This window comes from Mycolicibacterium insubricum (genome assembly GCF_010731615.1).
GTDB lineage: Bacteria > Actinomycetota > Actinomycetes > Mycobacteriales > Mycobacteriaceae > Mycobacterium > Mycobacterium insubricum.
On record NZ_AP022618.1, the window covers coordinates 4092032 to 4118603 of the forward strand.

Annotated in this window: 25 protein-coding genes; 13 read left to right on the plus strand and 12 right to left on the minus strand. The window is 69.3% G+C overall.

From position 1 onward, the window contains the following. Genes G6N16_RS19180 through mca form a run of 3 tightly spaced genes read right to left on the minus strand, consistent with a single transcriptional unit; the run spans position 1 to position 3226 of the window. Positions 1-1998 (minus strand): thioredoxin domain-containing protein, encoded by a 1998-nt coding sequence (locus G6N16_RS19180; RefSeq protein WP_083029422.1) that lies wholly within the window; start codon positions 1996-1998, stop codon positions 1-3. Between the two features lie 11 nt (positions 1999-2009). Beyond that, positions 2010-2366 carry a hypothetical protein gene (locus G6N16_RS21655; RefSeq protein ID WP_197913128.1) on the minus strand — a complete coding sequence of 119 codons (357 nt, stop codon included), beginning with the start codon at positions 2364-2366 and terminating at the stop codon, positions 2010-2012. Continuing rightward, positions 2363-3226 (minus strand): mycothiol conjugate amidase Mca, encoded by an 864-nt coding sequence (gene mca / locus G6N16_RS19190; protein ID WP_083029312.1) that lies wholly within the window; start codon positions 3224-3226, stop codon positions 2363-2365. Before mca ends, G6N16_RS21655 begins: the two co-directional genes overlap by 4 nt. A gap of 138 nt (positions 3227-3364) precedes the next feature. Here mca and G6N16_RS19195 point away from each other — a divergent pair, with 138 nt between their 5' ends. From G6N16_RS19195 to G6N16_RS19205, 3 genes are all read left to right on the plus strand, one after another. Further along, positions 3365-3802: a DUF4307 domain-containing protein gene (locus G6N16_RS19195; protein WP_083029313.1), complete on the plus strand. Its 438-nt coding sequence runs from the start codon at positions 3365-3367 to the stop codon at positions 3800-3802. Between the two features lie 270 nt (positions 3803-4072). Further along, positions 4073-4567, plus strand: coding sequence for a transcription elongation factor GreA (gene greA, locus G6N16_RS19200; RefSeq protein ID WP_083029314.1), 495 nt, complete (start codon positions 4073-4075; stop codon positions 4565-4567). Between the two features lie 55 nt (positions 4568-4622). Further along, positions 4623-5345, plus strand: a complete 723-nt coding sequence (locus tag G6N16_RS19205; protein ID WP_083029315.1) for a GPP34 family phosphoprotein — start codon at positions 4623-4625, stop codon at positions 5343-5345. Between the two features lie 20 nt (positions 5346-5365). On the opposite strand, the gene G6N16_RS19210 is transcribed toward G6N16_RS19205, so the two are convergent. The 6 genes from G6N16_RS19210 to G6N16_RS19230 form a co-directional block, all read right to left on the minus strand. Further along, positions 5366-6520, minus strand: coding sequence for a cystathionine gamma-synthase (locus tag G6N16_RS19210; protein WP_179961279.1), 1155 nt, complete (start codon positions 6518-6520; stop codon positions 5366-5368). Positions 6521-6598: 78 nt separating this feature from the next. Next, entirely contained in the window at positions 6599-7207 is a 609-nt protein-coding gene (locus G6N16_RS21885; RefSeq protein WP_235674087.1) for a DUF2189 domain-containing protein, read from the minus strand. Between the two features lie 593 nt (positions 7208-7800). After that, positions 7801-7932: a hypothetical protein gene (locus G6N16_RS22000; RefSeq protein WP_264027046.1), complete on the minus strand. Its 132-nt coding sequence runs from the start codon at positions 7930-7932 to the stop codon at positions 7801-7803. A gap of 79 nt (positions 7933-8011) precedes the next feature. After that, a complete protein-coding gene (locus G6N16_RS19220) occupies positions 8012-8800 on the minus strand; it encodes a hypothetical protein (RefSeq protein ID WP_234805721.1) in 789 nt (262 codons plus the stop codon). A gap of 188 nt (positions 8801-8988) precedes the next feature. Then, positions 8989-10383: a cystathionine beta-synthase gene (locus tag G6N16_RS19225; RefSeq protein WP_083029319.1), complete on the minus strand. Its 1395-nt coding sequence runs from the start codon at positions 10381-10383 to the stop codon at positions 8989-8991. 55 nt (positions 10384-10438) lie between these two features. Beyond that, a complete protein-coding gene (locus G6N16_RS19230; protein ID WP_083029423.1) occupies positions 10439-11488 on the minus strand; it encodes an alpha/beta hydrolase fold domain-containing protein in 1050 nt (349 codons plus the stop codon). 197 nt (positions 11489-11685) lie between these two features. Here G6N16_RS19230 and G6N16_RS19235 point away from each other — a divergent pair, with 197 nt between their 5' ends. Then, positions 11686-12633, plus strand: coding sequence for an SGNH/GDSL hydrolase family protein (locus G6N16_RS19235; RefSeq protein ID WP_179961280.1), 948 nt, complete (start codon positions 11686-11688; stop codon positions 12631-12633). A gap of 87 nt (positions 12634-12720) precedes the next feature. After that, on the plus strand, positions 12721-13938 hold the full coding sequence (locus tag G6N16_RS19240) for an acetyl-CoA C-acetyltransferase (protein WP_083029321.1): 1218 nt from the start codon (positions 12721-12723) through the stop codon (positions 13936-13938). A 63-nt stretch (positions 13939-14001) separates the two neighbouring features. Here G6N16_RS19240 and G6N16_RS19245 read toward each other — a convergent pair whose 3' ends face one another. Beyond that, positions 14002-15216: an acyl-CoA dehydrogenase family protein gene (locus G6N16_RS19245; RefSeq protein WP_083029322.1), complete on the minus strand. Its 1215-nt coding sequence runs from the start codon at positions 15214-15216 to the stop codon at positions 14002-14004. Between the two features lie 332 nt (positions 15217-15548). On the opposite strand from G6N16_RS19245, the gene sfnG reads away from it, so the two are divergent. The 4 genes from sfnG to purT all read left to right on the plus strand — a co-directional run bounded on the left by sfnG (position 15549) and on the right by purT (position 20381). Continuing rightward, on the plus strand, positions 15549-16673 hold the full coding sequence (gene sfnG / locus G6N16_RS19250; RefSeq protein ID WP_083029323.1) for a dimethylsulfone monooxygenase SfnG: 1125 nt from the start codon (positions 15549-15551) through the stop codon (positions 16671-16673). Beyond that, positions 16670-17839 (plus strand): LLM class flavin-dependent oxidoreductase, encoded by a 1170-nt coding sequence (locus tag G6N16_RS19255; protein ID WP_083029324.1) that lies wholly within the window; start codon positions 16670-16672, stop codon positions 17837-17839. The genes sfnG and G6N16_RS19255 overlap by 4 nt, the downstream gene beginning before the upstream one ends. A gap of 68 nt (positions 17840-17907) precedes the next feature. Further along, positions 17908-19080, plus strand: coding sequence for an SfnB family sulfur acquisition oxidoreductase (locus G6N16_RS19260; RefSeq protein WP_083029424.1), 1173 nt, complete (start codon positions 17908-17910; stop codon positions 19078-19080). A gap of 101 nt (positions 19081-19181) precedes the next feature. After that, on the plus strand, positions 19182-20381 hold the full coding sequence (gene purT, locus G6N16_RS19265; RefSeq protein ID WP_083029325.1) for a formate-dependent phosphoribosylglycinamide formyltransferase: 1200 nt from the start codon (positions 19182-19184) through the stop codon (positions 20379-20381). 155 nt (positions 20382-20536) lie between these two features. Here the strand turns inward: purT and G6N16_RS19270 are convergent, their stop codons facing one another. Next, a complete protein-coding gene (locus tag G6N16_RS19270) occupies positions 20537-21382 on the minus strand; it encodes a Bax inhibitor-1/YccA family protein (protein WP_083029326.1) in 846 nt (281 codons plus the stop codon). Between the two features lie 238 nt (positions 21383-21620). On the opposite strand from G6N16_RS19270, the gene G6N16_RS19275 reads away from it, so the two are divergent. From G6N16_RS19275 to G6N16_RS19285, 3 genes are all read left to right on the plus strand, one after another. Continuing rightward, on the plus strand, positions 21621-22649 hold the full coding sequence (locus G6N16_RS19275; RefSeq protein WP_083029327.1) for an enoyl-CoA hydratase/isomerase family protein: 1029 nt from the start codon (positions 21621-21623) through the stop codon (positions 22647-22649). A gap of 28 nt (positions 22650-22677) precedes the next feature. Then, complete coding sequence (locus G6N16_RS19280; RefSeq protein ID WP_083029328.1) at positions 22678-23454, plus strand: enoyl-CoA hydratase; 777 nt, start codon at positions 22678-22680, stop codon at positions 23452-23454. A 174-nt stretch (positions 23455-23628) separates the two neighbouring features. Beyond that, positions 23629-25359, plus strand: a complete 1731-nt coding sequence (locus tag G6N16_RS19285; protein WP_083029425.1) for an alpha/beta hydrolase — start codon at positions 23629-23631, stop codon at positions 25357-25359. Between the two features lie 37 nt (positions 25360-25396). On the opposite strand, the gene G6N16_RS19290 is transcribed toward G6N16_RS19285, so the two are convergent. Further along, entirely contained in the window at positions 25397-25924 is a 528-nt protein-coding gene (locus G6N16_RS19290) for a cupin domain-containing protein (protein ID WP_083029426.1), read from the minus strand. A 202-nt stretch (positions 25925-26126) separates the two neighbouring features. Here G6N16_RS19290 and lpqV point away from each other — a divergent pair, with 202 nt between their 5' ends. Continuing rightward, positions 26127-26558 (plus strand): lipoprotein LpqV, encoded by a 432-nt coding sequence (gene lpqV, locus G6N16_RS19295; RefSeq protein WP_083029427.1) that lies wholly within the window; start codon positions 26127-26129, stop codon positions 26556-26558. The last annotated feature ends 14 nt before the right edge of the window (positions 26559-26572 follow it).

The window sequence follows — 26572 nt, forward strand, 5'->3', positions numbered from 1 at the left end:
CTACACGGGCCCGGATAGCCCGGCCGCCAAATCCTCGACCGTCGTCACCGGGAGCCCGCAGACCTGGCCGCGACACACATATGCCGCGTCGGCGCCGTCGATCGGGGGCCGGGCGGCCAGCAGCGGCTGGGAGTCGGGGGTGCCGATGACGACGACGGCCCCGCCGGGTGCCAGCCGTCGTGCGGCACGCCCCAGATCCGACGACGACGGGTCCCCCGTGGTGGCCACCGCGATCTGCAGCGGGCCACCCAGTGCCGCCTCGGCGACGGACAGCCAGTGCCCGGCCGCCCGGGGCGCGCGGGACAGCAACACCGAATAGCGCTGCAGGCTCGCCGCTGCCGCATCGGCGTAGCACTGACCGTCGTCGACCAGATGCCCCGCGGTGAGCAGCGCCTCGGTGATCAGCGATGCGCCCGACGGGGTGGCGTCGTCGGTGGCACCGGCCGGCCGCAGCAGCAGCGCCTCGGCGTCGTCCGGGGCGTCAAACCATCCGCCCAGATCATCCGGGTCATCTGGGTAGGTGAAATGCGCGAGCGCGGTGTCCAGCAGGCCCGTCGCCGCGACCGACCGGCGCGGGTCGCCGCTGTGCTGGTAGAGCGTCAACAGCCCGGTGGCCAGCGCGGCGTAGTCCTCCAGCATGCCGACTCCGCTCCCTACGACGCCGCCGTTGCTGGTACGCCGCAGCCGCCCGTCGACCAGGTGGCGGTCCAGCAGCGCGTCGGCGCAGTCGTCGGCCGCGGCGAGCAGATCGGGACGCTCCAGCGCCACCGAAGCCTCGGCCAGGGCGATGATCGCCAGCCCGTTCCACGCGGTGACGATCTTGTCGTCGCGGCCGGGCTGGACCCTATTCACCCGCACGGCCAGCAGCGCCGCTTTGACCCGCGCCAACCGTTCGGCGTCGTCGGGGTCGGCGGGCAACTGCAGCACCGACTCGCCGTGCTCGAACGTCCCCGCCGCGGTGACACCGAAAACACCTGCGGCCCAGGCACCATCGTCGGCGCCGAGGACCTCGATGAGTTGCTCGGGAGTCCAGACGTAGGTGGACCCCTCCCGTCCGTCGGCGTCGGCGTCCAGCGACGAGATGAACAGCGGGCCGTCGGAGAGGTCGCGGAGCAGGAAATCGGCGGTCTCCCCGGCGATCCGGGCCGCCAGCGCCGAGCCGGTGCGCCGGGCCCAGTGCGCATACGACCGTAGCAGCAGGGCGTTGTCGTACAGCATCTTTTCGAAATGCGGTACCACCCAGGCATTGTCGACGCTGTAGCGGGCGAATCCGCCGGCCAGCTGGTCGTAGATGCCGCCAGCCGCCATGGCACTCGCGGTCCGCTCGACGGCACGCAGGGCCTGCGCCGAACCGGTGCGTTCGTGGTGGCGCAGCAACGCTTCCAGAAGTGCCGAGGGCGGGAACTTCGGTGCCCCGCCGAAGCCGCCGCGCGTGACGTCCTCGTCGGCGAGCACCGTCGACACCGCGTGGTCGCACAGCTGCGGGCTGACCGGTGGTCCGCCGGGCAGCCGCCCGGTGCGCTGCCGCAGTTCGTCGGCGATGCGTCCGGAAACCCGTTCCACCTCGTCGCGGCGCGTCGTCCACGCGTCGGTGACCACGGAAAGCAGTTCCAGGAAGGCGGCTTTCGGGTAGTAGGTGCCGCAGAAGAAGGGGCGTCCGTCCGGGGTGAGGAAGCAGGTCATCGGCCAGCCGCCCTGGCCGGTCATGGCGACGGTGGCGTCCATGTAGATCGCGTCGAGGTCCGGGCGTTCCTCCCGGTCGACCTTGATGCACACGAATCCGGCGTTGGCGACGGCGGCCACCCCGTCGTCCTCGAAGGATTCATGGGCCATCACGTGGCACCAGTGACAGGCCGCGTATCCGATGGACAGCAGGATCGGGACATCGCGGCGGGCCGCCTCGGCCAGCGCGTCGGCATCCCATTCCCGCCAGGACACCGGGTTGTCGGCGTGCTGACGCAGGTACGGACTGGTGGCGCCGGCGAGACGGTTGACCATGACCCGCTGATTCACTCCGCGTCGCGGGGCGGCGGCGCGTCCGGGGCGTCGGCGGGCGGTTCCAGGGTGCCGTGCAGGGCGGCCTCGATCTTCTGGTGATCCTCGGCGATATCTTCGGCGATGCGTTCGCGGTGCAGCTTTTCCGCCCGCTTGCGCAGCGCCGGGTCGGCGGCCGGGACGTCGTCAAAACTCTTGGGCACCTTGCGCAGCTGCTTGTTCATCGACCAGCCCAGCAGGAACACCGCGATCAGCAGCAGCACCAGGATCAGCAGGCCCAGCGGGCTGGCCTTGCCGAAGTCCGGGCCGGAGTTGTGTGGCGCCTCGGTCTCGGCGAGCAACATCACCGGGTAGGTCATCGGATAGCTCATCGCACTCCCTCGAATAGGTCGGTCTCCGGCAGGCTGACCGGGACCCGGGATCGGGCCAGTTCGAATTCCTCGGTCGGCCACAGTCTGCGCTGCCACTCGATGGGCGCGGTGAAGAACTCCGAGTTCGGGTCGATCTGGGTGGCGTGGGCGCGCAGGGCGTCGTCGCGCTGCGGGAAATAGTCGGCGCACTCGACGCGGGTGGTGACCCTCGCGGCAAAGATGTCCTGGTCGGCGTCCCAGTGCTCCAGCCACTTGGCGAACGGCCCGGTGCGGCCGTTGCGGGCGAACTCGTCCTGCAGCAGCTGCATGCGGGCCCGCAGGAATCCATGGTTGTAGTAGAGCTTCGCGACACTCCACGGGTCGCCGGCATCGCTGTAGCGGTGGTGGTCGGCGGCGGCCTCGTAGGCCGCGACCGACACCTCGTGGCAGCGGATGTGGTCGGGGTGCGGATAGCCGCCGTTCTCGTCGTAGGTGGTCATGACGTGCGGTCGGAACTCCCGGATCAGCCGGACCAGCCGGCGCACCGGCTCGTCGAGCCCGATGGCGGCGAAAGACCCGGCCGGTACCGGCGGCGGCGGGTCGCCCTGCGGCAACCCGGAGTCCTCGAATCCCAGCCAGCTGTGCTCGACACCGAGGATCTGCGCGGCGCGAGCCATCTCCTCGCGGCGCACGTCGGCGATCCGGCCGTGCACGTCGGGGCGGTCCATCGCCGGATTGAGGATCTCGCCGCGTTCCCCGCCGGTCAAGGTCACCACCAGCACCCGGTGTCCCTCGGCGGCGTAGCGGGCCGTCGTCGCGGCTCCCTTGCTGGACTCGTCGTCCGGGTGGGCGTGCACCGCCATCAAACGCAGTCCGCTCACCTGCCCCTTCGCTCCTGTTCCGGCTGCATGCCTATAGTTCTGGCCAGTGTCTTGGTTCCAATAGTTCCACTCCCGGCGGCTCCGGACAAAAGTCCGCCGCCGGAGCCGGGACCCGAATTTCCCAGGAGTGCCCGCCCGATGGCAGAGGACATCGCGACGCGGCCGGCGGACCGCTACGGCCGGCAGCGCTGGTCACCGAAACGGCCCGGACGGCTGGCTCTGGTGCTGACCCTGCTGGTCGCGGCGCTCGGCGTGCTGATCGCGACGCTGGGCTACCAGCGCCTCGGCGACGGCGAGGTCAGCGGCAAACTGGCAGGGTTCGATCTGATCGATGACCACACCGTCGAGGTAATCATCACGGTGACGAGAAAGGATCCGACGCGCCCGGTGGTGTGCATCGTGCGGGCCCGCTCCCGCGACGGCAGCGAAACCGGTCGTCGGGAGATCCTGGTGGGGCCCGCCCAGGACGTCACGATTCAGACGAAAGCCCTGGTCAAGACCGGTCACCCGCCGGTGACCGGCGATGTCTACGGGTGCGGAACCGACATTCCGTCCTATCTCGTCGCACCCGGCTGACCGTTCGGCGCCGCGGCAACCGGCACGGACCAGTGCGGATGCCGTGTCACTTTCCCACCCGCGCGATCAACCGGAAAACCGAATTTGGTGACGGTGGTAACATGGTGAACAGCACGGCTCCAGCTGGGGCCGTGTATTGCGTATCTGGCGCGTTTCCGATTCCGCGCCACGGATCGCAATGCACGCCACGGGCGATGTCACCCACACCCGGGGGCGACATACCCAGACGGTCCGCAAGGACATCGCGAATCAATGAAGAGGAGCGCGACGATGACGGATACCCAGGTCACCTGGCTCACCGAGGAGTCCTACGAACGGCTCAAGGCCGAGTTGGATCAGCTGATCGCCAATCGTCCCGTCATCGCCGCCGAGATCAACGACCGGCGCGAGGAGGGCGACCTTCGCGAGAACGGTGGCTACCACGCCGCCCGTGAAGAGCAGGGGCAGCAGGAAGCGCGGATTCGCCAGCTGCAGGAACTGCTCAACAGCGCCAAGGTCGGCGAGGCCCCCAAGCAGTCCGGTGTGGCTCTGCCCGGCTCGGTGGTCAAGGTCTACTACGACGGCGACAGCTCCGACACCGAAACCTTCCTGATCGGCACCCGGGAGCAGGCCCTCAACGACGGCAAGCTCGAGGTGTACTCGCCGAACTCGCCGCTGGGCGCCGCCCTGATCGACGCCAAGGTCGGCGACACCCGCGAATACACCGTGCCCAACGGCCGCACCGTCAAGGTGACTCTGGTCAGCGCCGAGCCCTACCACGCCTGATGTGATAGCCGGTTCGCGCGGCCTGCCGGTTGCGCGAACCGTTTTCGACGTACCTATGTCCACCATCGCAGGTGCCCTGATGCAGGTGTTGCTCGACAACGCCTCGGCGCAGCCGCTGCTCGACGTCACCCGGCGACGCAGGATGCTGGCTGCGGCAACCCTGTTGGATCTGGCCCTGGCCTGCCGGCTGCGTCCGGCGACGCCCGAGGATCCGGTTCCCGAGGACACCCTGGTGGTGCTCGCCGGTCCGTCGCTGTCCGAGGACCCCGTGCTCGGCCCGGCGCTGGATCTACTGGCCCGCCGTCCGCTGACGGCACCGGCGGCCGTCGGGCGCCTGGCCCGGCGCACCGAAGCCCGTCTGCTGACCGCCCTTCGCGACAGCGGACAGGTCACGCCGATGCGACTGGCACCGTCGCCGTCGTCCCCCGCGGTGATCAGCGGGCGGCGCCCACGCCGCTCGGACCGCCGCGCCTGGCTGCTGACCGACCGCACCCAGGCCGCCGCCGTGCGCGCCGAGCTGCTCGCGGTACTCGTCGACGGCGCACCGGTGCGGCCACCGGTCGCCGGGCTGATCAGCGTGCTGCATGCCGGCGACAGTGTTCGCGAACTGCTGTCGCTGGATCCGCGGGCGTGGCCGCGCGTGCTCGACGTCTCGGCCGAAATCGCCGCCGGCTCTTGGTTGTTGAACCGGTCCGACGACAACGAACCGGACGACGAGCCGACGCTGGCTGAGGTCAACCTCGCGGTGACCTCGGCGCTGGTCTGCGCCGCGATCTAACGTGCCGTACGCGCTGCGGTTCAGCCCAGCGCCTGCCGCAGATCGGCGATCAGGTCGGCGATGTCCTCGATCCCGACGGACAGCCGCACCAGGTCGTCGGGTACCTCCAGCTGGGAACCGGCGGTCGAGGCGTGGGTCATCGCACCCGGGTGCTCGATCAGGGACTCCACTCCACCCAGCGATTCGGCGAGGATGAAAATCTCCGTGCGCGAGCACAATTGGCGGGCCGCCTCGGCTCCCCCGCGCATCCGCACGCTGACCATCCCGCCGAAGCCGCGCATCTGCCGCGCGGCCACCTCGTGGTTGGGGTGGCCGGTCAGTCCCGGGTAGAGGACCTGCTCCACCGCCGGGTGCGACACCAGGAATTCGGCCACCGCGGTGGCGTTTTCGCAGTGCCGGGCCATCCGCAACGGCAGGGTCTTGATGCCGCGGACGGTCAGGTAGGCGTCGAACGGGCCGGGAACCGCTCCAGCGCCGTTCTGTAGGAACGCGAAGGCCTCGTCGAGTTCACCGTCATTGGTGACCAGCGCCCCACCCACCACATCGGAGTGCCCGCCTAGGTATTTGGTGGTGGAGTGCAGCACCACGTCGGCGCCGAGGTTCAGCGGGTTCTGCAGGGCCGGGGACGCGAACGTATTGTCCACCAGGGTCTTCACTCCGCGGTCGGCGGCGATAGCCGCGATGGCGGCGATGTCGGCGATCGACAGCAGCGGATTCGTCGGGGTCTCCACCCAGATCAGCCGGGTGTCCCCGGTGACCGCCGCGGCGACGGCGTCGAGATCGGCCAGCGCGACGGGCGTGTGGCGCACCCCCCACCGGGAAAACACCTTGTCGATCAGCCGGAAGGTCCCACCGTAGGCGTCGTCGGGAATGATCAGGTGGTCGCCGGGGCGAAGGATCGCGCGCAGCGCGGTGTCGGTGGCCGCCATCCCGGAGGAGAATGCACGGGCGTACCTGCCGTCCTCGACGGCGGCCAGCGCGGTTTCCAGCGCCGTCCGGGTCGGGTTGCCGGTGCGGGCGTATTCGTAGCCGCCGCGCATCCCGCCGACCCCGTCCTGGGCGAAGGTCGAGCTGGCGTAGATCGGCACGTTGACCGCGCCGGTGGCCGGGTCCGGCCGGAATCCCGCGTGAATTGCCTTGGTGGCGGGCCCGATCCCGCGGTGCGACTCGCTCATGCTGTGCTGCTCGCTCATGAGAAACGAGCCTAGTACTCGCGCAATCAGCGCCAGGACCAGGCTCGTTCAGATTGCAGGCTACGGAGTCAGCGGTGCGATCGGACCGCCGCTCATCCGCCGCCAAGAGTACACCAGGAACAACATCGCCACCGGCATAGCCACTAGGAAACCCACGCCACAGGCAAGTATGCCTACTAGCATGATCGCCGTCCCTACCAGGTAAACCAGTATCGCCGACGCGACATTGCTCTTCACGGTTTCGAAGCTCATCTTCACCGCATCGATCGGCGAGATTTCACGGTCCAGCAACGCGTACGGCGCGAACAACAGACATACCGCAACGACGACCGCGCCGACAAAGCAAGCAAGCACGCCCACCGCAATCCCGACAAAAACCATGAGCATCACCAGAATGAATTCCCCGGCGCGCCGCGGCCTGAGGAACGAAGCAAAGGTCACGGGCACGCCGTTGGCAATGTCCAGCACTCCACCCGCAAACCCGGATGCCAGCACCGAGCCGACCACGAGCCATACCAGGCGCCCGAAGAAGGAAATCGCCACCGAAAGCGCCTCGGAGCCCCCAGTGGGGCGTCCGTAGCGGTCATAGTCCGGCCCGACCGCCGCCGCCATTAGCTCAAAAACGCCATAGACGACCGCCCCGCAGGCGAGGATCACCAGCGCTCCCACGATCAGCGGTCCAGCGTTCTTGGTGAACTTGTTCCACGCCCAGTTGAAGGCGTCACCGATGCTCAGCTGCGGGGCTGCGCCGTATCCCGGCGGGGGCGGCGGATAGCCACCAGCGGCCGGCGGGGGCGCGTATCCGCCCGCGGCCGGTGGGGGTGGCGGATAGCTACCAGCAGCCGGCGGGGGCGGCGGGTAACCACCCACATTCGGCGGCGGCCCCGCAAAACCACCCGCACTCGGCGGCGGCGCGTAGCCACCCGGCGGGGGCGGGTAGCCACCCGGCGGGGGCGAGTAGCCACCCGGGGGCGGGTAGCCACCCGACACCGGAGCGCTGCTGATCGGAGGGTCATGAGGCGCCCCCGGCGGCGGCCCCTGTGGCGCTCCGGGGGGCGGTCCGTGCGGCGGCACGTCGCCGGGCGGCGTCTGTTCGGTCATGGCACCTTCCACGTCATCGGTGTTTCAACTCGTCGAGAATGCAGTGGAACCCTACTCGCCGGCATTTACATCGGCAGGCTGTTCCGGACAAGAACGAGCCTGGCCCCCATGCGCTATGCACGGGTGCCAGGCCGACCAACAGTCGGTCGTTGAACTACCGTTCATCGGCCCATGCCACCCGCGACCATGATGATCAAGTAAATGACCAGGAACACCGCGCCGGTGGCCAGGTCGGGTCGGAATCCCCCGTGAATTGCCTTGGTGACGGCCCGATCCCGGTGCGACTCGCTCATGCTGTGCTGCTCGCTCACGGAAAACGAGCCTGGTCCTTGCGCAATCAGCACAAGGACCAGGCTCGTTCGGTGTTACGTGCTACGGAGTCAACGGAGCAACAGCGCCGTTGGTCAGCCGCCGCCAGACGTATGCCAGGAACAGCAACGCAACCGGGCCGCCCACGATAATGCCGATACCGCACACCATGGCGCTGACGGACACGATGACGCCTGCCACCAGCCAGGTCAGGATCGAGTCGCCGAAGCGGTTCTTCACCAGATCGAAGCTGGCCTTGAAACCATCGACCGCCGAGATGTTGCGATCGACCACGGCGACGGCGACGAACAGCGAGAAGATCGACACCACCGCGGCACCGATGACCACCAGGGAACCGACCGCCGTGGCGATGCCGACCAGCAGCGCCGCCACGATGACGGCACCGAGGTTGCGCGGCTTGAAGAACGTCCCGATGGTGACCGGCTTGCCGTCGGTGATGTCCAGCACCCCGCCGATATAGGCCGACATCATCGCCGCGGCTGCCACCAGCAGCACAACAACGCCGATCAGGTACACGATGATGGACCAGGGTGCGATCTCGACGGCGCTGCTGTAGGAGTCGTAGTCGTAGCCGGACGAGTACTCGCTGACTGAGGTGATCCCCAAGCCCGCGACACCGAAGAACACCGCACCCACGACCGCCAGGATCACCCCGTAGATCAAGGCCGGGACGATCAGTGGGCCCACGTTCTTGGTGAACTTGTTCCACGCCCAGCTGAGGCCGTCACCGATGCTCAGCGAGTCGGGTGCGCCGAATCCCGGTGGCGGCGGTGCATATCCGCCGGCGGCCGGCGGGGGCGGCGGGTAGCCGCCGGGAGGGCCCTGCGGCACTCCAGGCGGAGGTCCTTGTGGCGCTCCGGGAGGAGGCCCCTGCGGCGGCACGTTTCCGGGCGGCGTCTGTTCGGTCATGGCACCTTCCACGTCATCGGGGTTGCTGTGATCCAGAAATGTAGTGAAACCCTACCTGTACGTTCGCTCGGAAGCAGGGGTTGTTCTGATCAGCGGAACAGACCCGCCGGCTACCGCCGGGGGCTGCCTTCGGACAGGAACCCGAGCAGGTCGTGGCGGGTGATCACGCCGACCGGTTTGCCGCCGTCGATGACCATCAGCGCGTCCTGGTCGGCCAGCGCGGCGGCCACCGCACCCACCGGTTCGCCCGCGCCGATGAGCGGCAGCGGCGGGCTCATGTGTAGTGCGACGGCGTCGGCCAGGGCGGCGCGGCCCTCGAAGACCGCCGACAGCAGTTCCCGCTCGGAGACACTGCCGGCCACCTCGCCAGCCATCACCGGCGGCTCGGCGCCGACCACCGGCATCTGCGATACCCCGTACTCCCGCAGAATGGTGATGGCGTCCCGCACGGTTTCCGACGGGTGGGTGTGCACCAGGTCTGGCAGGTCACCGGACTTGCTGCGCAACATGTCCCCGGCAGTGGATTCGTGCGCCGACCCGTCGAGCCGGCTGCGCAGGAACCCGTAAGAGGACATCCACGCGTCGTTGAAGATCTTGGACAGGTAGCCGCGGCCGCCGTCGGGCAGCAGCACCACCACCAGACCGTCGGGCCCGATCTTCTTGGCGACCTCGATGGCGGCGACGACGGCCATCCCGCAGGACCCGCCGACCAGCAGGCCCTCCTCCCGGGCCAGCCGCCGGGTCATGTCGAAGGAGTCGGCGTCGGAGACCGCGATGATCTCGTCGGGAATGGCGGCGTCGTAGGCGGCCGGCCAGAAGTCCTCGCCGACGCCTTCCACCAGGTAGGGCCGCCCGGTCCCGCCGGAGTACACCGAGCCCTCCGGGTCGGCGCCGACGATCTGCACCTTCCCGTCGGAAACCTCCTTGAGGTAGCGCCCGGTGCCGGTGATGGTGCCGCCGGTGCCGACGCCGGCGACGAAATGCGTGACGGTGCCGTCGGTGTCCGACCAGATCTCCGGGCCCGTGGTCTCGTAGTGGCTGGCCGGGCCGTTGGGGTTGGAGTACTGGTCGGGCTTCCAGGCGCCCGGTGTCTCGGCGACCAGCCGGTCGGAGACGCTGTAGTAGGAGTCCGGGTGCTCGGGCGGCACGGCCGTCGGGCACACCACCACCTCGGCCCCGTAGGCTCGCAGCACGTTCCGCTTGTCCTCGCTGACCTTGTCGGGGCAGACGAAGATGCACTTGTAGCCGCGGCGCTGGGCCACCAGCGCCAGCCCGACCCCGGTGTTCCCCGAGGTCGGTTCGACGATGGTGCCGCCGGGCCGCAGGTCGCCGGAGGCCTCCGCGGCGTCGATCATCTTGACCGCGATGCGGTCCTTGGAGCTGCCACCGGGGTTGAGGTATTCGATCTTGGCGACCACGGTCGCCCCCCCCGGCGGGACCACGGAGTTCAGCGTGACCAGCGGGGTGTTGCCGATGAGATCGGTGATGTGCTCGGCGATGCGCATGCCTACATCGTCTCAGGCGGCTGCGACGGCCCCGCGGGGCACCGCGAGACCGGGACTATCCGGTCGCCTCCCGGATGTACTCGCCGATCTGGCGCAGTGAGCGGTCGGACTCCGGGATGATCGGCGCCGCCAGCTGGAAGTCGTGGATCTGGCCGCGCCACACGCGCACCTCGGTTGGCACGCCCGCGGCCGCCAACCGCCGGGCCGCCAGGCGCGCGTCGTGCAGCAGCACCTCCGAACCGGAGACGTGGATCAGGGTGCGCGGCAGGCCCGGCTCGATGTGGTCGAGCGGTTCGTAGATGCCCTCCGGTTCGCCGTCGACGATGCGTTTCGCGGCGGCCCGGGCGATTAGGTCCAGCAGTGCGTCGAAGGCGCGCGGCGGGAACATCGCGTCGGTGCGGGCATTCGGGTGCGCCTGCTTGCCCTCCTTGGCCAGCTGCATCAGCGGTGAGATGCCCACCAGCGCGGCAGGCTGATCGCCCTCGGCATGCAGCCGCTGGGCCAGGGTCAGCGCCAGGTAGCCGCCCGCCGAGTCTCCCGCGATGACGATCTGCCCGGGGTCGTAGCCGCGCAGCCGCAGCCAACGGTAGGCGTCGTAGCAGTCGTCGACGGCTTCACCGACCGAGTGCTTGGGGATGAGCCGGTAGTCGACGACGAGCACCGGGGTGTCGGCGTATTTGGACACCGCCGCCACGATCCGGCTGTGCGAGTTGACCCCGCAGGTCAAAAACGCGCCGCCGTGGATGTAGAGGACGATGCGCCGACGGCCGTCGGCGGGCAGCACCCCGGGCGCCCGGACCAGCTGGGCGGTGGCATTGGGCAGCCCGATGGTGGCCCGCACCGTGCCGGCCTCGGGAACCAGTGCGCGGCCCAGGTAGTCCACGACGCCGAACGGCCACGGCAGGTGCGGTACGTGGCTGCCGACCGACAGTGCGGGGCGGATGGTCAGTCGACAGGCCAGCGAGGCGAGCCGGCCGGCCAGACTGGTCCCGGTTTCCACCACCTCGACCGGCGCACCGTCACTGACCGGATACTTGCGCGTGCTGCGCAGCGGGCCGCTGCGGTATCGCACCGACGGGCGGGCCGCATTGCTCAGTGCAGTCATCTCGAACACTCCCCTACGCCGTTGTAGTACTGGAGCCCGGGCCAGACCTCCCCGGTGAATTCAGCGTGTACAGCTCTATGACGTTTAACAATCGGTGTAGTGAAAGTGTTACCCGATCCGGTACGGGACCGTGATCGCAGCGGTGGAGTTATGCACAGAGGGATTCACCGATCGCGGATAAACTCCCCGACGTGGGTATGCGCTCTCCGAGCCGGTCCACCGTCGCTGCGACGGCGGTGGGCATCGCCGCGTCCACCGGGGTGGGACTGCTGGGCGCCCGAAATCTGTTGACCGGACAGGCCGATCAGGTCCGCAGGGTGATCCCCAAGTCCTGGGATGTGCCACCGCGCGCCGACGGCATCTATCTCGACGACGGGCCCGCCCGACGCTGGCAACGGGGAACCCCCGTCGATTTACACCTGATGGTGTTCGGCGATTCCACCGCCACCGGCTACGGCTGCTTGGATGCCGAAGAGGTGCCCGGAGTGCTGCTTTCCCGCGGCCTGGCGCAGCGCACCGGAAAGCGAATCCGGTTGAGCACCAAGGCGATTGTCGGGGCGACATCCAAGGGACTGTCCGGCCAGGTGGACGCGATGTTCGTCGCCGGACCCCCGCCGGACGCCGCGGTGATCATGATCGGCGCCAACGACGTGACGGCACTGAACGGCATCAGCCAGTCGGCGCGGCGCCTCGGCGACGCGGTGCGGCGGCTGCAGGCCGCCGGGGCGGTCGTCGTAGTCGGCACCTGCCCGGATTTCGGGGTCATCACCGCGATTCCGCAGCCGCTGCGGTGGGTGACCCGCGACCGCGGCCTGAGGCTGGCCCGCACCCAGGCCCGCGCGGTGGCCGCCGCCGGCGGAATCCCGGTCCCGCTGGCCGACCTGCTGGCCTCGGACTTCCGTCAGTCTCCGGAGCTGATGTTCTCCGCCGACCGCTATCACCCGTCGGCGGCCGGCTATCGGCTCGCGGCGCAGCAACTGCTGCCGGCGTTGTGCTTCGCGCTCGGGGAGCCGGACGACGAACTGCCCTGGCAGATGCCCGCGGCGGCGTCCCGGTCGCTGGGTTCCCGGCTCGGGTTTCTGCCCGAGACGTGGCGCCGGCCGACCACCGGCGTGCCCGCTCCGGTGGTCCTGACCGCCGAGTAGCACCGAATCGGCCGTTTGCTGCTCCGCCCGCGGAGCGGTCCGGCGAATCGACTAACGTCACCGGAAAGCACGCACAAAGGAGTCGTCATGCCCGAAGCCGTCATCGTTGCCACCGCCCGCTCCCCGATCGGCCGCGCCGTCAAGGGATCCCTGGCCACCATGCGTCCCGACGACCTCGCCGCCCAGATGGTCCGCGCCGCGCTGGCCAAGGTGCCCGCGCTGGACCCGCGCGAGGTCGACGACCTGATGATGGGCTGCGCGCAGCCCGCCGGTGAGGCCGGCTACAACGTCGCCCGCGCCGTCGCCATCGAACTCGGCTACGACTTCATGCCCGGCACCACGGTGAACCGGTACTGCTCATCGTCACTGCAGACCACCCGGATGGCCTTCCACGCCATCAAGGCCGGTGAGGGCGACGTGTTCATCTCCGCCGGTGTGGAGACCGTGTCGCGCTTCGGCGTCGGTGCCGCCGACGGCGCCCCGAACAGCAAGAACTCGCTGTTCGACGAGGCCCAGGCCCGCACCGCCAAGCAGGCCGAAGGATCGAGCGAATGGCACGACCCGCGCGAGGACGGCAACATCCCCGACGTCTACATCGCGATGGGCCAGACCGCCGAGAACGTCGCGCTGTACACCGGCATCAGCCGTGAGGACCAGGACCGCTGGGGCGTGCGCTCGCAGAACCGCGCCGAGGAGGCCATCAAGAGCGGCTTCTTCGCCCGGGAGATCGTCCCGGTGACCCTGCCCGACGGCACCGTGGTCTCCACCGACGACGGCCCGCGCGCCGGCACCACCTACGAGAAGATCAGCCAGTTGCAGCCGGTGTTCCGCCCGGGCGGCACCATCACCGCCGGTAACGCCTGCCCGCTCAACGACGGCGCGGCCGCCGTGGTGATCATGAGCGACACCAAGGCCAAGGCGCTGGGGCTGACCCCGCTGGCCCGCGTGGTGTCCACCGGCGTGTCCGGCCTGTCGCCGGAGATCATGGGCCTGGGCCCGATCGAGGCCGTCAAGAAGGCGCTGGCGAACGCCAAGATGGCGATCGGCGACATCGATCTCTACGAGATCAACGAGGCCTTCGCCGTGCAGGTGCTGGGCTCGGCGCGCGAGCTGGGCATGGACGAGGACAAGCTGAACGTCTCCGGTGGCGCGATCGCGCTGGGGCACCCGTTCGGCATGACCGGTGCCCGAATCACCGCCACCCTGCTGAACAACCTGACCACCTACGACAAGACCTTCGGCATCGAGACGATGTGCGTCGGTGGCGGCCAGGGCATGGCCATGGTGCTGGAGCGGCTCAACTAAAGACTCCGTCTCCGATTCGCCCACCCGGTGCCAGGTGTACCGGGTGGGCGAATTGCTGTTGGGCTATCGGTACAGCGAGAACTCGGGCGCCCGCCGGTTCAGGATCCAGTCGCCCACCTCGCGGGCCTTGTAGACCACCGGGTCGTGCAGAGTGTGTGTGCGCAGGTTGCGCCAGTGCCGGTCGAATCCGTAGGCACTGGTGGTGGCTCGCGCACCCTGGATTTCGAACAGGCGCCCGGCCACGTCCAAGCCGACCTTGGTGGTCAGGTACTTGGCTTCGTACACCGCGACCGCGGCTTCGGCGCGCTCCTCCTCGGTCAGTGACGCTCCGATCCGGATGGCCTTTTGCAGCGCCTCGCCGGCCCGGTCGGACAGCAGCGCCGCGGCGCGCACCTGGCTGGCCAGCTCCCCGACGGTCGCCAGGATGTACGGGTCGTCGGACGCCCGTGCCACCTCGGAGCTCTCCCACGGTGAGGCGTAGCTGCGGGTCCAGTCCAGCGCCTCGGCCAGCGCCCCCTGGGCCGTGCCGATGTAGAAGTTGACGAACGCCAGCTGCCAGTGCGGGGTCACCAGGGTCTGATACGGGGTGGGCGCGCCGATCACATAGGGCTCCCGGCCCAGGATCTCGTCGCGCTCGATGCGGGCGTCCTGCACGTGCACGCCACCGGAGTCGGTGAGCCGCTGGCCGATGTTGTCCCAGTCGTTCAGGAACGTGAAGCCCTGCCGTCCGCCGCGCACGTCGAGCGACAGGAACACCAGCCCGCCGTCCAGCGACGCGGTGACCGAGAGTTGGTCACCGGTGCTGGCCCCACTGGCGAAGGTGCGGCGCCCGTTGAGCCGGAACCCGTCGCCGTCGGGCGTCAGCACCAGATCGGTGCCGCCGCGCGGGTTCTGGATGCCGCCCCAGAACAGTTTCTCCGCGGCGTTGCGCCGGGACAGCGCCGCGGCCTGCTCGGGCGTCCCGAACAGTGAGGCGATCCGGGTCTGGGCGTAGTGATAGCCGATCAGGTGGGCGATCGAGGTGTCGCCGCGGGCGATGCGGCGGGTGACCTGTGACGCCTGTGCGTAGTCGAGTCCGGAACCGCCGTATTCCGCCGGTTCCTGCACCTGCAGCAGATCGTTCTCGCGCAACAGCTCGATCTCGTCCCGGGGGCTGCCGTTGGCCCGGTCCCGACGGGCGGCGGTGCTGCGCAGTTCGTCGGCCACCCGGTCTGCGGTGGCCAGCACCCCGGCCAGGGTCGCGTCGGCGGCTGGGCGGGTATCGGATACGGCGGTCATGGAAACGCTCCTCGGCTGATGGTCGGTCGGACTGCCGGCGCGACCGGTGGACGCTGCACAGATGAAAACCCGGTGGCGATATCGGCACAATCCCCCCGGTTATCCGCACCGACACGGGGCCACCGCCATGACCAGCAATTTCCCTGCCACAGCGCAATACGTGCGGGGTGATCCGAACTGCGGCGGACGCGGCCATGCGTCTTCGGATCGCGGCGAGTCCAACCGTTGCCACCCGCGCAGCGGTACCCACATCCTGGAACCCAGTGCCCTACAGCCATTTCCACGCCGACGGGCGACCCGCGCCCGCCACCCGGACCCGACGAAGGAACCGAATGTCCACCGAACGCATTGCCGACCATGTGAAGTTCGCCTACTGGGTGCCCAATGTGAGCGGTGGTCTGGTCACCAGCGATATCGAGCAGCGCACCGACTGGAACTACGACTACAACCGGAAGCTTGCCCAGACGGCAGAGAACAACGGATTCGAGTACGCACTCACCCAGGTGCGCTACGAAGCCAGCTACGGCGCCGAATTCCAGCACGAATCAACCAGTTTCAGTCTGGCGCTGCTCTTGGCCACCGAGCGGCTGAAGGTGATCGCCGCCGTTCATCCCGGACTGTGGCAGCCGGCGGTTCTGGCCAAGCTGGGCGCCACCGCCGACCACTTGTCCGGCGGCCGGTTCGCAGTCAACGTGGTGTCGGGCTGGTTCAAGGACGAGTTCACCCACCTCGGCGAACCCTGGCTGGAGCACGACGAGCGCTACCGGCGCAGCGCGGAATTCCTCCAGGTGCTGCGCAAGATCTGGACCGAGGACGACGTCGATTTCCGCGGCGACTTCTACCGGATCCACGACTTCACCCTCAAACCCAAACCGCTGAACACCGTCGACCGTCCGAATCCCGAACTCTTCCAAGGAGGTAACTCCACCGCCGCACGACGCAACGGCGGCCACCACGCGGACTGGTACTTCTCCAACGGCAAGGATTTCGACGGTGTCACCGAGCAGTTGCTGGACGTCCGTGGCCACGCGCGTGATGCCGCCCGGGAGGTCAGGTTCGGGCTGAACGGGTTCATCATCGCCCGGGATACGGAGAAGGAGGCGAAGGAAGTGCTCCGCGAGATCATCGCCAAGGCCAACCGGCCCGCCGTCGACGGATTCCGCGATGCGGTCCAGCAGGCGGGCAGTTCCACCGGCGACGGGAAGGGCATGTGGGCCGACTCGTCGTTCGAGGATCTCGTTCAGTACAACGACGGGTTCCGCACCCGGCTGATCGGCACCCCCGAGCAGATCGCCGAGCGCATCGCCGCCTACCGCCGGCGCGGGGTGGACCTCATTCTCGGTGGCTTCCTGCACTTTCAGGAGGAGATCGAGTACTTCGGGCGCCGCGTGCTGCCCCTGGTCCGCGAGATCGAGGCCACCGAATCGGCCGACGGGGAACTGGAGATCGCCTCGTGACCGTCAGACTGCACTGGTTTCTGCCGACCTACGGTGACAGCCGCGCGATCGTCGGCGGCGGCCACGGAACCCCCGCCGGCGCAGCCGGCGGCGACCGGGAGGCCACCATCGACTATCTGGCGTCCATCGTGCGATCCGCCGAACAGTTCGGGTTCACCGGCGCCCTGATCCCCACCGGCGCCTGGTGCGAGGACGCCTTCATCACCGCGGCGCTGCTCGCCCGGGAGACCACCACGCTGGCGTTCCTGGTGGCGTTTCGCCCCGGCCTGGTCAGTCCCACCCTGTCGGCGCAGATGGCCGCCACCTTCGCTCGTCACGCCCCGGGCCGGATCCTGCTCAACGTCGTGGTGGGCGGTGAGGATCACGAGCAGCGGGCCTTCGGCGACCACCTGAACAAGGATGCCCGCTATCGTCGTTGCGACGAGTTCCTCGAGGTGGTGCGAAGACTGTGGGCAGGCGAAACCGTCACGCACAGAGGCGATTACCTCGATATCGAGGAGGCGGTGCTTGCGGCTCCGCCGAATCCGGTGCCACCCCTGTACTTCGGGGGCAGTTCGCGGGCGGCCGGGCCGGTGGCCGCGCGGCACGCCGACGTGTATCTGACCTGGGGAGAACCGCCGGACGCCGTACGCGAGAAGGTCGAGTGGATCCGCGGTCTCGCCGCGGCGCAGGGACGCGCCGTCCGCTTCGGCATCCGGCTGCACACCATCTCCCGCGACTCCTCGGCACAGGCCTGGCAAACCGCCGATCAGCTGGTGGCCGCCCTGGACGAGGAGACGGTGCGCGCCGCGCAGGCCGGTCTGGCCCGCAGCCAGTCCGAGGGGCAGCGGCGGATGGTGGCCCTGCACGAGGAGAGCCGGCGCACCAGGTCGTGGCGCCACGCCCGCAGCCTGGAGATAGCGCCCAACCTGTGGTCCGGCGTCGGACTGGTGCGCGGCGGTGCCGGCACCGCGCTGGTCGGCAGTCACACCGAGGTGGCCGACCGGATCGCCGAGTACGCCGCCGTCGGGATCGACGAGTTCATCTTCTCCGGCTATCCGCATCTGGAGGAGCTGTTCTGGTTCGGCGAGGGTGTGGTCCCCATCCTGCGCGCGCGTGGGCTTTTCGACGCGGGTGCCCTGGACACCCCGGCGGTGTCGATTCCGTTTGTCGGGGTGGCACGTTGACGGCGCAGACCGCATGGTCGGTCCGGGAACGGACCGTCGCCGCCGACGCGCCGACGGTAGCGGGCACGCTGGCGGCGGCGGGCGCGCTGGCCGATGCGTTCGCCGACAGCGCGGCCGCCCGCGATGCCGAGCGGGAACTGCCGCACCGACAGGTGCGGGCGTTGAAGGACTCGGGGCTGCTCGCGTTGTCGGTGCCGGTCGAACACGGCGGCATCGAGGCACCGGCCTCGGTGATCGCGGAGGTCTTCCGGTTACTGGCCGGCGCCGATCCGTCCCTGGCCCAGATTCCGCATTCCCACTACACCTTGCTGGCGGCGTTGCGGCTGCAGGGAAGCCCGGCGCAGCAGCAGCTCTTCTACGAAAAGGTTTTAGCAGGAGCGCTTTTCGCCAACGCCCAGTCAGAGCGCGGCCCGCATCCCATCGATGTGGACACCACCGTTCTGGTGCCCACGGACTCCGGTGCCCATCGGCTCTCCGGCCGCAAGTACTACTGCACCGGTGCACTGTTCGCCGACTGGGTGATCGTCCGAGCCTCACTGGCCGAGCACCGGGAGGAACAGCCGACGGCCGCCACGCCCAAGGCACTGGCGTTCATCCCGTCCGGGACCCCGGGGCTGACGGTGGTCGACGACTGGGACGGGATGGGCCAGCGCACCACCGCGTCCGGCACGGTGACCCTCGACGACGTCGAGGTGCCCCGCTCCCACGTCGTGCCCTTCACCCCGATCTTCGACCGCCCTACCCTCTACGGTGCCCGGGCACAGCTGTTCCACGCCGCCATCGACGTCGGGATCGCGACCGGTGCACTCGAGGAGGGGGTTGCCCAGGCCGCGCGGGCGCGGCCACACTTCGAGGCCGGGGTGCCGACCGCTGCCGAGGACCCCACCCTGGTGCAGGTGGCCGGGGAGGTGACGGTGACGGTTCGCGCCGCCCAGGCCCTGTTGGCCGAGGCCGGGCGCGCCGTCGATACAGCCGCCGCGCAGCTGACCGCCGAGAGCGCGGCCGCCGCCTCCATCGCGGTGGCCGTGGCGAAGGTCGCCGCCGCCCGCGCGGCGCTGGAGGCCGCCGGCGCGCTGTTCGAGCTGGGCGGCACCCGCAGTGCGACCGCGACCGCGAACCTGTCGCGGTACTGGCGCGACGCGCGCACCCACACCCTGCACGACGCGACGCGATGGAAGCTGCAGCACATCGGCCGTCATACCCTCACCGGGGCGCTACCGCCGCGCCACGGCCAACTGTGAGAACTCGGACGTCGCGGTCGGTCGGTGGGGCGGGGGTCCTAAGGCACGGGGTTCGGTGCCACGGGCGTTCGAGCCCTCCCGCTGACTAGACTCTTGCCGCGATGATCACCATCGGAACTCCGCTGTCGCCCAACGCGACGAAAGTCATGCTGCTCGGCTCCGGCGAACTCGGCCGGGAGGTGGTGATCGCCCTGCAGCGCCTGGGCGCCGAGACCATCGCCGTCGACCGGTACGACAACGCGCCGGCCCAGCAGCTGGCCCACCACGCCCGAACCATCTCGATGACCGACCCCGACCAGCTCAGGGCGCTGATCGAGGCGCAGCGCCCCGACATCGTCATGCCGGAGATCGAGGCGATCGCCACCGGGGTACTCCAGGAGCTGGAGGACGCCGGCGCGGTGCGGGTGATCCCGACGGCCCGGGCGGCCCGGCTGACCATGGACCGCGAGGGCATCCGCCGGCTGGCGGCCGAGGAACTCGGGGTGCCCACCAGCCCGTACAGATTCTGCGATTCGCTAGCCGAACTGCAGGAGGCCGCCGACGCGATCGGTTACCCGTGCGTGGTCAAGCCGACGATGAGCAGTTCGGGTAAGGGCCAGAGCTATCTGCACGGTTCCGACGACGTGGCCAAGGCCTGGGAATACGCCATGGCCGGCGGCCGGGTCACCCAGAACCGGGTCATCGTCGAGGGTTTCGTCGACTTCGACTACGAGATCACGTTGCTGACCGTTCGCGCGCGCGGCGCCGACGGGCAGATCGAGACCCGGTTCTGCGAACCAATCGGGCATCGTCAGGTCGCCGGCGACTACGTGGAGAGCTGGCAGCCGCACCCGATGCCGGCCGCCGCGCTGCGCAACGCGCAGCAGGTGGCCCGGACGGTCACCGACAACCTCGGCGGACAGGGGGTTTTCGGGGTGGAGCTGTTCGTCAAGGGTGACGACGTGTGGTTCTCCGAGGTGAGCCCGCGGCCGCACGACACCGGTATGGTCACCATGATCACGCAGTGGCAGAACGAGTTCGAGCTGCACGCCCGCGCCATTCTGGGCCTGCCGGTGGACCCCTCGCTCAAGAGCCCGGGAGCCAGCGCGGTGATCTACGGCGGCGTCGACGCCGCGGGCATCGTGTTCGACGGGGTCGACGAGGCGCTGCAGATCCCGCGCACCGACGTGCGGATCTTCAACAAGCCGGAGAGTTTCGTCAACCGCCGGATGGGGGTGGCCTTGGCCCGCGACGAGGACATCGCCGTCGCCCGGGCCAACGCCGCGGAAGCGGCGACCCGGGTCAAACCGCGGGCGCTGTAGCGGGAAGCAGTACCGAAACATCACCGCACAGCGCCTTCGTGTGGATAATCCGCGCGAAGGCGCTCACCGGTAACACTTTTGTACCGACGACCGCAACGAAAAAGCCCGGCTCCACCTGGCTTTCGCCAGGGGTGCCGGGCTCATTCGCGTCCGGGTCAGTTGCGGTTGAAGTAGCTCAGCAGCCGCAGGATCTCGATGTACAGCCAGACCAGGGTCACGGTCAGGCCCAGGGCGATGCCCCAGGCCGCCTTGGCCGGCGCGCCGGCGCGGATGGCCTGGTCGGCGGCGTCGAAGTCGATCAGGAAACTGAACGCCGCGATGCCGATGCACACCAGCGAGAAGATGATGGCGACCGGACCACCAGCGCGCAGGCCCAGGCCCTCGCCTCCGTTGACGCCGAACAGCGCCAGCACGAAGTTGCCGAGCGCCAGGAACAGCACGCCGAACAGGCTGGCGACGACCATGCGGGTGAACTTCGGGGTGACCCGAATGGCACCGGTCTTGTAGACCACCAGCATGCCGAAGAACACCCCGATGGTTCCGAGGACGGCCTGGCTGATCAGCGTGCCTGCGCTGACACCGGAGACCATGAAGTTGGCGAAAATGAACGAGATCGAGCCGACGAACAGGCCCTCGAGCGCCGCGTAGCTCAGCACGATCGCCGGGTTGTCCTGCTTGCGCCCGAAGGACGCGATCATTACCAGCGCCAGACCGCCGAGGCCGCCGATCAGTGCCAGCGGACTGGCAAGTGCGACGTTCGTATCGACGAGCAGGTAGCTGATGACCGCGAAGATGGTCACCAGGCCCAGCGTCATGCCGGTCTTGGTGACGACGTCGTCAATGGTCAGCGGGCGGGTGTCGGACCGCTGGTCGAGGTAGGGCTGGGCATCGCGCTGATGCACCTGCTGGGTGGCCGCACCGGCGACGCCGGTACCGAACGTGGCGTATCCGCCCTGCCCCTTGGGCAGGTTACGGAGTACCGGGTTGCTGGTCTCGCGCACCGTCGGATTCCTCTCCTGATGTCGGGCCCCACGCCGGGGCCCGGTGCCTGGTCTCAGGTCACGATCACCCGGACAACGACTGCCGACCGGATTCGGTTCCCCGAGGTTCCAAGTAACTTCACAGGCAAGCCTACCGGGCGGACCCCGGGCTCGGCGCTCCAATGCCGCGCCGCATAATTAGTTGGACATCCAAGCTTCCGGGTATATCCAAACTTCCAGGCGCAGACAGGACCCCACCGTGACGGACGACCTCCTCACCCGCGTCGACAACGGCGTCGGCATCGCGACCCTCAACCGGCCCAAGGCGATCAACTCGCTCAACCAGGCGATGGTCGACGCGCTCGCCGAGGTGCTGCCCGTCTGGGCCGCCGACGACGCCATCCGCGCCGTCGTCCTCGACGGGGCCGGGGAACGCGGCCTGTGCGCCGGCGGGGACGTCGTCGCGATCTACCACAGCGCCCGCGCCGGGGGCGCCGAGGCGCGCAAGTTCTGGTTCGACGAGTACCGGGTGAACGCCCTGATCGGAGCCTTCGGCAAGCCGTACGTGTCACTGATGGACGGCATCGTGATGGGCGGCGGCGTCGGCGTCGGCGCGCACGGCAATGTCCGCGTCGTCACCGAAACCACCAAGATGGCCATGCCCGAGGTCGGCATCGGGTTCATCCCCGACGTCGGCGGCACCTATCTGCTGTCCCGCGCTCCCGGGCGCATCGGCCTGCACGCCGCGCTGACCGGCTCCCCCTTTTCCGGCGCCGACGCCATCGCGCTGGGCTTCGCCGACCACTTCGTCCCGCACGACAAGCTGGCCGAGTTCACCGCCGACATCATCGCCACCGACGTCCCGACGGCCCTGGGCCGGCACGCCGTAGAACCGCCCCCCTCGGCGCTGGCCGCCCAGCGCGGCTGGATCGACGAGTGCTTCGCCGCACCGACGGTCGCCGGGATCATCGCCGCACTGCGCGCCCACGACGCCCCCGAGGCGCACGCCGCGGCCGACGTGATCCAGACCCGCTCGCCGATCGCACTGACCGTCACGCTGGAGGCGGTGCGCCGCGCGGGTGAGCTGGCTACCCTGGCCGACGTGCTGGTGCAGGAATTCCGCGTCTCCTGCGCCTCGCTGCGCAGCCACGACCTGGTCGAGGGCATCCGCGCCCAGCTCGTCGACAAGGACCGCAACCCGCAGTGGTCGCCGGCCGATCTGGCCGCGGTCACCACCGCCGACGTCGACGCCTACTTCGTCGACGCCGACCCCGATCTCACCTTCTGACCCACCCGCAACCCCTCCAGGAGCAGCCATGACCGAATACGACACCATCCTCGTCGCCCGGGAGGGCCGCGTCGGCCAGATCACCCTGAACCGGCCCCAAGCCCTCAACGCACTCAACAGCCAGGTGATGCACGAGGTCACCGCCGCGGCGAAGGAGTTCGACAACGACCCGGAGATCGGCGCGATCCTGCTGACCGGCTCGGAGAAGGCGTTCGCCGCCGGCGCCGACATCAAGGAGATGGCCGAGCTGAACTTCGCCGACGTCTACGACGCCGACTTCTTCGCGACCTGGGCGCAGTTCGCCGCCACCCGCACCCCGACCATCGCCGCGGTCGCCGGCTACGCCCTGGGCGGGGGCTGCGAGCTGGCGATGATGTGCGACATCCTGATCGCCGCCGAGAACGCGAAGTTCGGCCAGCCGGAGATCAAGCTGGGCGTGCTGCCCGGCATGGGCGGCAGCCAGCGGCTGACCCGCGCCATCGGCAAGGCCAAGGCGATGGACCTGATCCTGACCGGCCGCAACATGGAGGCCGCGGAGGCCGAACGCTGCGGGCTGGTGTCCCGGGTGGTGCCGACGGCGGATCTGCTCAGCGACGCGATGGCCGTCGCGCAGACCGTGGCGGGGATGTCCCGGTCGGCGGCGCGGATGGCCAAGGAGGCCGTCAACCGGTCGTTCGAGACCAGCCTGACCGAGGGTTTGCTGTTCGAGCGGCGGGTGTTCCACTCGGCGTTTGCCACCGCGGACCAGAAGGAAGGCATGGCCGCGTTCGCCGCCAAGCGGGCACCGGAGTTCCGGCACCGCTAGCCTGTCCGGGTGACGGAAACCGAACCCGACGGGAAGGTCCCCGAGACCTCGCCGACCGATTCCGCGGCCGAAGCAGCACCCGCCGAGCAGAACGACGAGCCCGCCGGCCCGCCAGACACCTCCGGCAAGGCCCAGGGAAAACCCGCGAAACTGCTGCGTGAGGGCGCCACCGCGCTGACCGAGGGTGCGGTCGCGCTCGGCGAGGGTGCCGTCGCACTCGGTGAGACCGCGGCCGAGACCGCGGTGGTGGCCACCGACGACGTGGTCCGCTGGTGGGCCAAGCGCTACACCTTCTTCGGGACCACCGTGGGCCTGGTGTTCGTCTACTTGTCGCTGACCCCGTCGCTGCTGCCCCGCGGACCGCTGTTCCAGGGCCTGGTCAGCGGCGCCTCCGGGTCGATCGGTTACATGCTGGGCGTCTTCGGTGTCTGGCTGGTCCGCTTCATGCGCAGTCAGGATTCCAGCCCGCGCGCGCCGCGTTGGGCTTGGCTGACACTGCTGGGCGTGGGTCTGCTCGGCATGATCGGCATGCAGTTCCTGTTCGCGGCATGGCAGGACGACGTCCGCAACCTGATGGGCGTCGATCATCTGCGCTGGTACAACTACCCGCAGGCCGCCGTGATCAGCATCATCGTGCTGTTCCTGTTCGTCGAGCTCGGCCAGGCCGTCCGCAAGGGCGTGCTGTTCCTGGTCCACCAGCTCAACCGGGTCGCCCCGCCGCGTATCTCGGCGGTGGTATCCGTCGGCCTGGTGGTGTTCCTGACCGTCGCCCTGGCCAACGGCGTGATGTCGCGGGCCGTGGTGCCCTGGATGAACAGCACCTTCGATTCGGTCAACAACGAGCAGCTCGCCGACCGGCCCGCACCCACCACCGCCCTGCGATCCGGCGGCCCCGGCTCACTGGTGTCCTGGGACTCCCTCGGCCGGCAGGGCCGGATCTTCGTGGCCGGCGGACCGACCGTCGCCGAGCTCACGGAGTTCAACGGGAAACCGGCCGTCGAACCGATCCGCACCTATGCCGGGCTGCACTCCGCCGACGGAATCAAGGCCGCCGCCGAGCTGGCGGCCCGGGAACTCCAGCGCACCGGCGGGCTGAACCGCAAGGTGGTGGCGGTGGCCACCACCACCGGCACCGGCTGGATCAACGCCGCCGAGGCCGCCGCCCTGGAGTACATGTACAACGGCGACACTGCGATCGTGTCGATGCAGTATTCGTTCCTGCCCAGCTGGCTGTCGTTCCTGGTGGACAAGCAGAACGCGCTGGCCGCCGGGCAGGCGCTGTTCGAGGCCGTCGACGCCCTGATCCGGCCGATGCCGCTGGCCAGCCGCCCGAAGCTGGTTGTGTTCGGTGAGAGCTTGGGCTCGTTCGGCGGCGAAGCCCCGTTCCTGAGCCTGAACAACCTGGTCGCTCGCACGGACGGCGCGCTGTTCTCCGGGCCCACCTTCAACAACACCATCTGGACCGTGCTGACCGCCGACCGCGATCCCGGTTCGCCGATGTGGCTGCCGATCTATGACGACGGCCGCAATGTCCGGTTCAGCGCGAAGGCGTCCCAGGATCTCAGCCGGCCGGACCAGCCCTGGGGTCACCCGCGCGCGGTCTATCTGCAGCACGCCTCCGACCCGATCGCCTGGTTCACCCCGGACCTGCTGTTCCACAAGCCCGACTGGCTCAGGGAGAAGCGCGGCTACGACGTCTCGCCGCGGATGCAGTGGATCCCGGTGATCACCTTCCTACAGGTCTCCGCCGATATGGCGGTGGCCGTCGACGTCCCCGACGGCCACGGTCACGTCTACGTTCGCGACGTGGCCAACGCCTGGGCGGCGATCCTGGAGCCCCCCGGCTGGACGCCGGAAAAAACCGAGCGGCTGCGGCCGCTGATGCGGTCCGACGAAAGCCTCTAGCCGCATGTTCCCCGGCGGCACCACACCGTCGGGGACATCAGGCAGCGCCGACCGGGTGAGCCGTCAGTTCGGTGCGCCGGTGGCGCAACCAGCCCCGGCCCGTGATGTCGTAATAGGACATCACGGTCAGCGGTGGGGAGAACGCGTGCACGCTGAGTGCGGAACCGGCCGTCGGCTCGGGCCGCACGTCGTGCACCCAGCCCACCGGGATCCCGGCCTGGTCCCCGGCAGCCAGCCGACGATCCCGGAGTTTCTCTCCGTCCCAACGTGATTCGATCAGCTCACCGGACAACACGGTGATTGCACCCTGCACCTCGCCGTAGTCGTGCAACCCGACGGAACCGTGCGGGGACCACCCGACCAGCCACACGTCGAGGTCGTCGTCACCGCCGAGCCAGCTAAATCCGTCGGCGCCCAGCGAAGGCAGCAGATCGTTGTAGCGGCCGTCGAGCACCTCGCCGGCGGCCAGGTCGGTGGTGTGCAGCAACTCGGCCACACCGAGGCGCGCCGGGCGTGAGGGGCGGGAGCCGGCGCGCGCAGGCGGGCGCAGCAGGGAAACGGACATCGGGAACACTCCTGGAGGGGATCGGGTCTGCGGGTGGACGGGTCAGCGAAGCCGACAGCCGCCGTGCCGTACCGAGATCCCACGCATGCCGCCAGTGTGCCATGAACGCCCGGGATCGCGCCGGCATTTATTTCGGGCTGAATCTGACGTCGCTGTGCCGTGCATCTTGGCCGTTCGGGCCGAACCTCTAGAGTGGGTGATCATGGGCAACTACCCGATCGCCGTCGCGCTGTGCGCGGTGGGGCTGCTGCCGCTGGCAGCGTGCTCGTCGCGGCACGAGGGCACCCCGTCGACCCCGACATCGTCGACCACCGACCAGGCCGAGACGGCGGCACCGGCGCAGACCCCCGCCGACGGCATCGAGGTGTCCCCCGGCGGGGTCACCACCGGTGTCCAGGCGACACCGGACGCCACCGAGTCCGGCTACGGCCAGGCCTGCCTGGCGGCCAAGAGCTGGTTCGACACCCGCGGCACCGAGCCGAAGCCTCTGGTCGAGGAGTACCTGAAGTCCGTCCAGGATCCGGGATACACCGGCCCGGGCACCTTCGGGAAGACCTGGTCTGTGCTCACCGCCGGCGAGCAGTCCGCGGTGATCATGGCGGCCAACGGCGCCGCCGACGGGCTGTGCGGCTGACGCCGCCGACAGCC